Raw genomic sequence first — 8,576 nt, 5'->3', positions numbered from 1 at the left:
CAGGCGCTGATCCACCCGGCCCCCCACGTCCACCACGTTCACGCCGGAGGCAAAAGAAATGCCCATGGTCAGCGCCGGACCGGCATTAAAGCGGTACAGATGGTTGGGCACTTCCGCATAGCCACGTTCGATGGTGGCCACGTCGCGCAGGTAGACCAGCTCGCTGGCACCGGGCTCAGAAATCAGCAAATCCCCCATGCTCTGCACAGAAGGAAATTCACCCGTGGGATAAATACGGATGTATTCATCACCCACCCGTACCTTGCCCGCCGGATTCACCGTATTCTGGGTCTGCAGCAGGCCAAAGATCCGGTCCGGGCTGATGCCCAGCGATGCCAGCCGGGTACGGGAAATTTCCACCAGCACCTGCTCCTGACGCTGACCGCCAATGGTGACCTTGCCGACGCCCTCAACCAGCACCAGTTCGCGGGTCAGGTAGTCGGCATAGTCCTTCATATCCTGGTAGGAATAGCCTTCGCCGGTCACCGCCAGCAGAATGCCGTACACATCACCGAAATCATCAATCACCTGAATGGTCCCGGCCCCCGGGGGAAGCTGGCCCTGCAGGTCGGTCATCTTGTGGCGCAGCTCATCCCAGATTTGCTTGAGCTGGCTGGCCCGGTATTCCGGTTTCATTTCCACCTGCACCTGAGACAGGCCATTGCTGGAAATGGAGGTAACATTCTTTACATAGGGCAGGCTCTGAATGGCTTTTTCCACCGGCAGCGTCACTTCCTCTTCCACCTGCCGGGGCGACGCGCCCGCGTAATTCGTGATCACCATGGCGATCTTCAGGGTGAACTCCGGGTCTTCCAGTTGCCCCAGGCGAGTAAAACTCACCACCCCGCCGACCAGCAGAATCAGCGTGAATAACCAGCTCACCACCTTGTGGCGAATACTGTACTCGGCAATATTCATTTACAGGCCCCGCTCTTTCACCAGCTCGCGAACGGCTTGCCCTTCTTTCAGGCGGTGAACGCCGGCCACCACAATCCGGTCACCCGGCTCCAGCCCGGCCGTGACCTGAACGCCGCCACCGACCACTTCACCGAGCGTCACCGGCACGGCGCTCACGGTGCCATCGTCCTGGTGCTTCCACACATGGGCGCCATCCTTGCCATCCGGGCTGAACACCGCCGCGGCCGGCACTTCCGGCAAGGCGTCCGTGGCCCGCATGATCTGGCTGAGATCAATCACCACATCCACACTCATGCCCGGCAGCACCATGATGCCTTCAGGGTTGGGCATGGTCAGGGTAATGATGTAGGTCTGGGTGCGATCCCCGGCACTGGCTTCGTGCTCCTTGTAGCTGGCCTTGAAGGTGGTATTCGGAGCCCCTTCAAAGCGCACATCCGGCTGGTAGTCCTCACCGTCCTTGCGCAGGTTGGTAAAGAAGCGCTCGGAGACGGCAAATTCGATATCAATGTTCTTGTCGCCCTGCAGGTAGAGAATCGGCTGCTTGGCCTGCACGAACTGGTAGTTCTCCACTTCGGTACGGGCCACCGTGCCACCGTAAGGGGCTTTCAGGCGCGTGTAGTTCACATTGTCGCGGGCCAGGCTCAAGGCGGCCTGGGCCTGGCGCCGCTTGGCCTGGATCTCATCAAACTGGGCTTCGGAAATCACCCCACGGTCACGCAGGCTGATACCACGCTGATACTGGCTCTCGGCCAGATCATACTGGGCCTGGCGGTCGGCCAGCTGATTGTTGAAATCCGCTGGGTCCAACGCCGCCAGCAACTGCCCTTTCTTCACCTGTTCCCCGGCCCGCACCGGGAAACGCTCCATCTGGCCGGACACCCGAAAAGCCAGCTCGGACCCTTCCGTGGCGACCACCTTGCCCGGGTAGTGGCGCAACGTGCCGTCGCCACCATTCACGGTTTGCAACTTCACCGGTTGCGGCATCGGGGCCTCCGCCTGCGGTTCCTCACCACAGCCCCACAGGGCCAGCGTCAGGCCAAGGGCCATCCAAAAACGTTTCATCGTGTTCTCCCCGATCTAAACGGTACTTGTTAGTACCAATTGTCGCACAGGTACGGCCGTATCAGGTGCAGCTTTTTCACCAACTGCAGAATTTTGACCTTATCAGACGAGGGCTCAGGGAGCCGCCCTTGCCAGGAAAAGATCCAGCACAAAAAAGGGCCGACGAATGTCGGCCCGGGTCATGGGTTAAGAAAATGCGTGCGCCGAGGCGCGATCAGCCCAGATGGGCAGACAACATCCAGGCAGACTTTTCGTGAATTTCAATACGATCACTGGCCACCGCACCAGAGCCTTCATCTTCATGCTCGCCCGCCAGCTTCAATACCCGGTTGGCACGCTCCGCCACCCGACGGTGGTCTTCTGCCAGCTCCTTGATCATGCCGGACGCATCCGGGTCGCCGGTGGCGTCCTGCACCGTGGAGAGCTTGGCAAACTCGGCATAGCTGCCCGGCGCCTTCCAGCCCAGCGCGCGGATACGCTCGGCAATGGTGTCCACCGCCTCCGCCAGCTCGATGTATTGCTGCTCGAACAGCAGATGCAGACTGTGGAACATGGGGCCGGTCACATTCCAGTGATACTTGTGCGTCTTGAGATAGAGGGTGTAACTCTCGGCCAATAGCTTGCTCAGTTCTTCAGCGACCTGCTTGTTGTGTTCAATCATGGAGTGCCTCCTTTTCCAGTATTGTCCTTGCCAGCAGAGCCAAGGGCGCTCCCGTTGATTGCCGGGAAACGTACTCCCTAACACCATTGGGTTCGCCAAGCGCATTTCAATGGCGACGCCCTTTCGGCCCTCTCTTCTTGTTGCTACAACGCTTGTTTCTACATAATCAGACGCGGTACCGCCACAGACGTTCCTGGACTGGCAAGGCATTTGCGTTATCGCGCACATAGGAAAAATCAATCTGCCGATCTGTCCGATTTGGCGCTTTACACCCGGGTCGACGTCTCGGCATGATGCAACCTCATCCGTTAACCGAAAGTAGACCGCCAATGGCTGTAGCCCCCAATCCGGAACCTCCTTATTCGATTCTGGAAGAGTGGTTGAATGGCCTGACTCATGGCATTGGCGCGGCCATGAGCATCGCCGGCACGGTAATCCTGGTGGTGTCGGCCAGCCTGCTGGGCGACCCCTGGAAAATTGTCAGCTTCAGTATTTTCGGCGCCAGCCTGATCCTGCTCTACAGCGCCAGCGCGCTCTATCACAGCCTGCGCAACCCGAAGTGGCGCGCCGCCTTCAAGATGCTGGACCACTGTGCGATCTATGGCCTGATTGCGGGCACTTACACTCCCTTCCTGCTGGTCAATCTGCGCGGCCAAACCGGCTGGATTCTGTTTGCCGTGATCTGGGCGCTGGCGCTCACTGGCATCGCCCTGAAGGCCCTGTACGGGCACCGCTTCAAGCTGATGCGCGTGGGTATTTACCTGGCCATGGGCTGGCTGATTCTGGTGGCCTCCAACGACCTGACCAGCAAACTCAATGACATCGGCTTCTGGCTGATCCTGGCCGGCGGCATCACCTATACCGTGGGCGTGATCTTCTACCTGGCGGACCGCTTTATTCCCTTCAACCACGCCATCTGGCACCTGTTCGTCATGGGCGGCAGTATCTGCCATTTCTTCGCGGTCTATTACGGGGTGCTGCCTTTCACCGCGCCCATCAGCTGACTCAGCCTGCATTTTATGAACAAAATTCAAAAAAGACTTGAGGTCTACGTCTCATCAATATATTTTTTACTTAATTATATATTGTTGGACCCGTTTCATGATTGCGATTAACCCCGATACCCTGCGTGACAATGCCCTCCAAGCCAGCCAACTACTCAAGGCCCTGTCCCATCCGGACCGGCTGATGCTGCTATGCCGCCTTGCTGAAGGCGAACGCAGTGTCAGTGAACTGGAGCCCCTGGTGGGTGTTTACCAACCCTCTCTTTCCCAGCAACTGGGCATTTTGCGTCGCGAAGGGCTGGTCAGTAGTCGCCGGGAAGGCAAGCAGGTGTTCTACCAGGTGGCCAACCCGGACGCCCTGGCCGTACTGGAAGTGTTGTATCAGCGCTTCTGCGGCGACACCCCATGAGCATCGACTGGAACGCCCTCACCCCCTGGTCCTCCCTGGCCGGCGGCGCCTTGATCGGCCTGGCCGCCCTGTTGCTATTGCACACTAACGGTCGCATCGCCGGTATCAGCGGCATTGTTGGCGGCCTGTTGCGCCCGGCAACGCAGGACCGGGGCTGGCGAATTGCCTTTATCCTCGGCATGTTCATCGCCCCCACCGTCTGGGCACTGGCCGGGAACTTGCCCGCAATGGTAATCGATGCCGACCTCCCGCTTCTGATCGTGGCCGGCCTGGTGGTGGGCATAAGCACTCGCTACGGCGCCGGGTGTACCAGTGGCCACGGCGTGTGCGGCATATCGCGCCTGTCCCCCCGTTCCCTGGCAGCCACTGTCGCCTTCATGGCCAGCGGCTTCATCACCGTCTTTGTGGTTCGCCATCTGCTGGGAGGGGGATAATGCATCGCAGTCATATCACCGCTTTTGCGGCCGGCCTGATTTTTGGCCTCGGCCTGTTGCTCGCCGGCATGGCCAACCCGGCCAAGGTGCTGGCCTTTCTGGATATCACCGGTAACTGGGACCCGTCCCTGGCCCTGGTGATGGGTGGCGCTATTGCGGTATCGGCCATCGGTTTCTACCTGACCCGGCAGCGATCCGCTCCCCTGTTTGGTGACAGCTTTCAGGTGCCCACCAACCGCAAGCTGGACAAGCGTCTGGTACTCGGGGCGCTGGGCTTCGGTGTGGGCTGGGGGCTGGCCGGCTTCTGCCCGGGCCCGGCGCTGGTGGCCCTCGGCACGGGCAGTCTCAAGGCCGTGGTGTTCGTAGCTGCCATGCTCATCGGAATGATGATCTTTGAAATGTTGGAACGCAAAAAACCGGATTGATCCGTCCACTACGACATAACGTCCTGAGACACTATGTCCAATATCGAAGGCTTGTTGGCCTGGCCTAGAATCTATCGGCATAAATGGAGAGAACCCGTGGCATTTTGCGTCATGCCTCTCCTTGTCAGGTCAAAGGGCTGGAGATACCCGACATGTTTCATTGGGTTCCTATCATTTTTCTTGTCTTCAAGCTGGCCGTGTTTGGCACGGGCATGTTCTTCGCCATCAAGTGGCATTACGACCAGGACAAGAAAAAGAAAACGGCCCCCGATTCCACGCGAGAAGGGAGCCATTAACAATCAGGGCCAGCACGCGCCCTACAGCAGAGATTCGACGTCTTTCCTGATCGACTCCGGTTTGTCCGTGGGCGCATAGCGCTTCACCACCTTGCCGTCCTTGTTGACCAGGAACTTGGTGAAATTCCACTTGATACCCTTGCTGCCCAGCACGCCCGGCGCTTCCTTCTTGAGGAAGAGATAGAGCGGATGCGCGTTGTCACCGTTCACATCAATCTTGTCGAACATGGTAAAGCTGACACCATAGTTCTTCTGGCAAAAAGCACCAATTTCTTCAGCCCCACCAGGCTCCTGTTTGCCAAACTGATTGCACGGGAAACCGAGAATCTCCAGCCCCCTGTCCTTGAGATCGTCATACAGCCCTTCGAGCCCTTCAAACTGGGGAGTGAACCCGCATTTGCTGGCCGTATTGACGATCAGCAACACCTTGCCCTGAAACTCGGACAAGGATTTTTCTTCACCACTCAAGGTGGTGGCGCTGTAATCATAAATCCCCATGATCTCTCCTGACGATAAATCCAGACATGAATAATAAGGCGCCCGCAGGGAGTGGCAACCACAACCCACCACCAAGGCTGAGCCTAACAATACGGCAAGCCCTGACGCACTGCGAGGATAGCGTGCCTACCGCCAGGCGCTACTCGCTATAGAGCTGTGCAATCACCGCCTCGGCCACCACGCGGCTGGATTGTGGGTTCTGCCCGGTGACCAGCTTGCCGTCAGTGACCGCATGGGGGGTAAAATCCTCCGCCAGATCCAGACGGGCACCCAGCTCCTCAAGCCGGGTGGCCAACAGAAACGGCATGATCTCATCCAGCCCCACTTCCCGCTCTTCGCTATTGGTAAAGCAGGCCAGCGTCTTGTTCTGCACCAGTGGTGCGCGCTCTTCGTTGCGCAGGCCCACCAGTGCTGCCGGGCCATGGCATACCGCGCCTAACAGGCCGCCCTGTGCCCAGGTACGCTCCATGACCGCCGCCACCAGCGGGTTGTCCGGCATATCGAACATGGCGCCATGGCCGCCGGGTACAAAGACTCCGCAGTAGCCATCTTCCCAGACGGCCTCCAGTTCACGGGTATCCTGCAAGGCCGTAATGGCGTCAGCCCAGGCCTCTTTCTCACTGTCATCCGGCACCGAGTTGGGGTCCACCGGGATCTTGCCCCCTTTCGGGCTCGCGACCACCACCGGAATATTGTTTTCCCGGAACAACAAATACGGCACGGCGAATTCTTCCAGCCACAGGCCAGTCTGCTGGCCCTGCCCCATTTGCGATGCGCTGGTCACCAACATCAGTAGCGGTTTATCCAGATTCATAAATGCCTCCGAAAATTCGCAACGAGAGATACAATATGCACAGAGGGTGTGGCACAAAGTCGTCGCATGCAAGGTTAGCCTGCGTGTAGCATGTGGCCTGCAAGCATGTAGCGGGGAACCCCATGGATTGGCATCAGTTACTGAACAAGGCCCGCCTGGGCGGACGCAGCGCCAAGGATGAAAGTGGCCGTACCGCGTTTCTGCGCGACCACGACAAGATCATTTTTTCTGGCGCCTTCCGGCGGCTGGCCCGCAAGACCCAGGTCCATCCGCTGGCCACCAATGACCACGTGCACAATCGCCTGACCCACTCGCTGGAAGTTTCCTGCGTGGGGCGCACGCTTGGTATTCGCGTGGGAGAACGCCTGCAACAGCGCCAGCTGCTACCCGACACCGTCAGCGCCACCGATTTCGGCGATATTGTTCAGTCCGCCTGTCTGGCCCACGACATCGGCAACCCGCCCTTTGGCCACACCGGTGAGCGCGCCATTCGCGCCTGGTTTCAGGAACGGGGGCAACATTTTCTCGACATGCTTCCCGCCCACCAGCAAACCGACCTGACCTTTTTCGAAGGCAACGCCCAGGGATTTCGCATCCTCACCAAAAGTGAGTACCACCAGTACGACGGAGGCATGCGGCTCACCTACGCCACCCTGGCCACATTTCTTAAGTATCCGTGGCTGTCTGCTGATGCGGGCGCCGCCAGCAGCAAGCCAGGCAAATACAGCGCCTTTGTCTCAGAAGCGACCGCCTTCCGCGAAGTGGCCGAGGCCACAGGTCTTCTCGCGCAGACAACCGGCCGTTATTGTCGCCACCCACTCGCCTACCTGATGGAAGCCGCCGACGACTTTTGTTATGCCATCATTGATCTGGAAGACGGCCTGGAAATGGACCTGCTGCACTGGGATGAAGTCTATGCCCTGCTGCAACCGGCCCTGCCCGACACCACGGAAGTGCGCGACCTGATTCACTCGGACCTGCGCGACGGCCGCAAGGCGGCACTACTGCGCGGCAAGATCATCGAGCGGTTTATTGAAGCAGGGGTCGAGGCTTTTGTAGCCAATCACGAACCTTTGTTACGCGGGAGAATGGAAGGGGATCTAATCAGCCACTGCGAACCCGCCGTGCGCGATGTGGTTGAAAATGCCAAACAGCTGGCCCGCTCAAAAGTCTTTGAACATCCCCGCAAGATCGAACTGGAAATCGGCGCCTTTGAAGTGATGGGCGCATTACTGGATGGTTTGATAGAAGCCGCCGTATCCCATGCCTGCAACAGCACAAAAAGCACATACAACAATTACCGCCACGAACGCATCATTGATCTGATTGGCCGCCACAGTTTTCCGGAAAACCTGGAGCAATTACCGGAACAGGAAAGAATTTATCAATGCATCATGCGGGCGCTGGATTTTCTCGCCGGCATGACCGACAACTACGCCACCTATCTGGCCAAGCAGTTTTCGGGAATGGCGGAGACGCGGTATTAGGAAGGGATAAATAATCGAGCGAACCAAAATGGTCCACTCGATTATACGTCATAGCAACATTACTGAACGGAGCTCTGGCGGATACCCATCAATGTGCCACTGTCGAAAAAGTCGCCGTAGCAGGTTTGTGTTCCATCCCCACAAGTAGGAGATCCTGGGTCATTTTCTTCGAATTCAGCATCTAAAGCGTAAATCACTCCAGCGCCTTCAGTCACAATAAACTCTACAACAACTTCACCACCCAGAGTTTCTGACAAAGTCAGTTTATTTCCATCTTGGGCCCAGAAAAGCTGCTCGCTTCCAGGCGTTGTGTCAACGTCGAAGCGCATCGTTCCATCTTCCCAAAGATCTCCCTTGAATTCACTTTCAAAATCAAGATCAACGGTTTGATTAGCGTCATCATTAAAGGTCAGGAGAAACTTTTCCACATAAAGATCGATATTCCAAAATCCAGGATCCTCCGAAGCATTGTTTGGGTCAGCATCGTATTTCTGCAGCTCCACTGAAGAGCTCTGAACTGCGTAGCTCAACCCAGCAACATCTACAGAGCTAGCTTTCTCAAGCTGCT

Annotated in this window: 12 protein-coding genes; 6 read left to right on the top strand and 6 right to left on the bottom strand. The window is 57.8% G+C overall.

Annotated features, from left to right (window positions below):
• The 3 genes from A3754_RS05850 to A3754_RS05840 all read right to left on the bottom strand — a co-directional run.
• A partial coding sequence (locus tag A3754_RS05850; protein ID WP_197468492.1) for an efflux RND transporter permease subunit occupies positions 1-918 on the bottom strand: 918 nt, incomplete at its 3' end.
• Positions 919-1,980: an efflux RND transporter periplasmic adaptor subunit gene (locus tag A3754_RS05845; protein WP_063519069.1), complete on the bottom strand. Its 1,062-nt coding sequence runs from the start codon at positions 1,978-1,980 to the stop codon at positions 919-921.
• 214 nt (positions 1,981-2,194) lie between these two features.
• A complete protein-coding gene (locus A3754_RS05840) occupies positions 2,195-2,641 on the bottom strand; it encodes a Dps family protein (RefSeq protein WP_063519068.1) in 447 nt (148 codons plus the stop codon).
• A 329-nt stretch (positions 2,642-2,970) separates the two neighbouring features.
• On the opposite strand from A3754_RS05840, the gene A3754_RS05835 reads away from it, so the two are divergent.
• The 5 genes from A3754_RS05835 to A3754_RS27345 all read left to right on the top strand — a co-directional run bounded on the left by A3754_RS05835 (position 2,971) and on the right by A3754_RS27345 (position 5,209).
• Complete coding sequence (locus A3754_RS05835) at positions 2,971-3,645, top strand: hemolysin III family protein (RefSeq protein ID WP_063519067.1); 675 nt, start codon at positions 2,971-2,973, stop codon at positions 3,643-3,645.
• Positions 3,646-3,742: 97 nt separating this feature from the next.
• A complete protein-coding gene (locus tag A3754_RS05830) occupies positions 3,743-4,054 on the top strand; it encodes a metalloregulator ArsR/SmtB family transcription factor (RefSeq protein ID WP_063519066.1) in 312 nt (103 codons plus the stop codon).
• Positions 4,051-4,488: a YeeE/YedE family protein gene (locus tag A3754_RS05825; RefSeq protein WP_063519065.1), complete on the top strand. Its 438-nt coding sequence runs from the start codon at positions 4,051-4,053 to the stop codon at positions 4,486-4,488. Before A3754_RS05830 ends, A3754_RS05825 begins: the two co-directional genes overlap by 4 nt.
• Positions 4,488-4,913, top strand: a complete 426-nt coding sequence (locus A3754_RS05820; protein WP_063519064.1) for a YeeE/YedE family protein — start codon at positions 4,488-4,490, stop codon at positions 4,911-4,913. Before A3754_RS05825 ends, A3754_RS05820 begins: the two co-directional genes overlap by 1 nt.
• Before the next feature lie 152 nt (positions 4,914-5,065).
• A complete protein-coding gene (locus tag A3754_RS27345) occupies positions 5,066-5,209 on the top strand; it encodes a hypothetical protein (protein ID WP_197468491.1) in 144 nt (47 codons plus the stop codon).
• Positions 5,210-5,230: 21 nt separating this feature from the next.
• Here the strand turns inward: A3754_RS27345 and A3754_RS05815 are convergent, their stop codons facing one another.
• Together A3754_RS05815 and A3754_RS05810 are read right to left on the bottom strand one after the other, a co-directional pair.
• A complete protein-coding gene (locus tag A3754_RS05815; RefSeq protein WP_063519063.1) occupies positions 5,231-5,707 on the bottom strand; it encodes a glutathione peroxidase in 477 nt (158 codons plus the stop codon).
• A gap of 139 nt (positions 5,708-5,846) precedes the next feature.
• Positions 5,847-6,521 carry a type 1 glutamine amidotransferase domain-containing protein gene (locus tag A3754_RS05810; RefSeq protein WP_082872540.1) on the bottom strand — a complete coding sequence of 225 codons (675 nt, stop codon included), beginning with the start codon at positions 6,519-6,521 and terminating at the stop codon, positions 5,847-5,849.
• A gap of 122 nt (positions 6,522-6,643) precedes the next feature.
• Here A3754_RS05810 and A3754_RS05805 point away from each other — a divergent pair, with 122 nt between their 5' ends.
• Positions 6,644-8,008 (top strand): deoxyguanosinetriphosphate triphosphohydrolase, encoded by a 1,365-nt coding sequence (locus A3754_RS05805; RefSeq protein WP_063519062.1) that lies wholly within the window; start codon positions 6,644-6,646, stop codon positions 8,006-8,008.
• A gap of 59 nt (positions 8,009-8,067) precedes the next feature.
• Here the strand turns inward: A3754_RS05805 and A3754_RS05800 are convergent.
• Positions 8,068-8,576 (bottom strand): hypothetical protein (locus tag A3754_RS05800; protein ID WP_231880508.1); only part of this gene is annotated, 509 nt, incomplete at its 5' end.

Source organism: Alcanivorax sp. HI0083, from assembly GCF_001635175.1.
This window is presented reverse-complemented; position numbering and strand designations above follow the sequence as displayed.

Coding starts and splice junctions, on each gene's coding strand:
- A3754_RS05845 (WP_063519069.1), bottom strand. CDS start 1,980: ATGAAACGTTTTTGGATGGCCCTTGGCCTGACGCTGGCCCTGTGGGGC.
- A3754_RS05825 (WP_063519065.1), top strand. CDS start 4,051: ATGAGCATCGACTGGAACGCCCTCACCCCCTGGTCCTCCCTGGCCGGC.
- A3754_RS05835 (WP_063519067.1), top strand. CDS start 2,971: ATGGCTGTAGCCCCCAATCCGGAACCTCCTTATTCGATTCTGGAAGAG.
- A3754_RS05820 (WP_063519064.1), top strand. CDS start 4,488: ATGCATCGCAGTCATATCACCGCTTTTGCGGCCGGCCTGATTTTTGGC.
- A3754_RS05815 (WP_063519063.1), bottom strand. CDS start 5,707: ATGGGGATTTATGATTACAGCGCCACCACCTTGAGTGGTGAAGAAAAA.
- A3754_RS27345 (WP_197468491.1), top strand. CDS start 5,066: ATGTTTCATTGGGTTCCTATCATTTTTCTTGTCTTCAAGCTGGCCGTG.
- A3754_RS05805 (WP_063519062.1), top strand. CDS start 6,644: ATGGATTGGCATCAGTTACTGAACAAGGCCCGCCTGGGCGGACGCAGC.
- A3754_RS05810 (WP_082872540.1), bottom strand. CDS start 6,521: ATGAATCTGGATAAACCGCTACTGATGTTGGTGACCAGCGCATCGCAA.
- A3754_RS05830 (WP_063519066.1), top strand. CDS start 3,743: ATGATTGCGATTAACCCCGATACCCTGCGTGACAATGCCCTCCAAGCC.
- A3754_RS05840 (WP_063519068.1), bottom strand. CDS start 2,641: ATGATTGAACACAACAAGCAGGTCGCTGAAGAACTGAGCAAGCTATTG.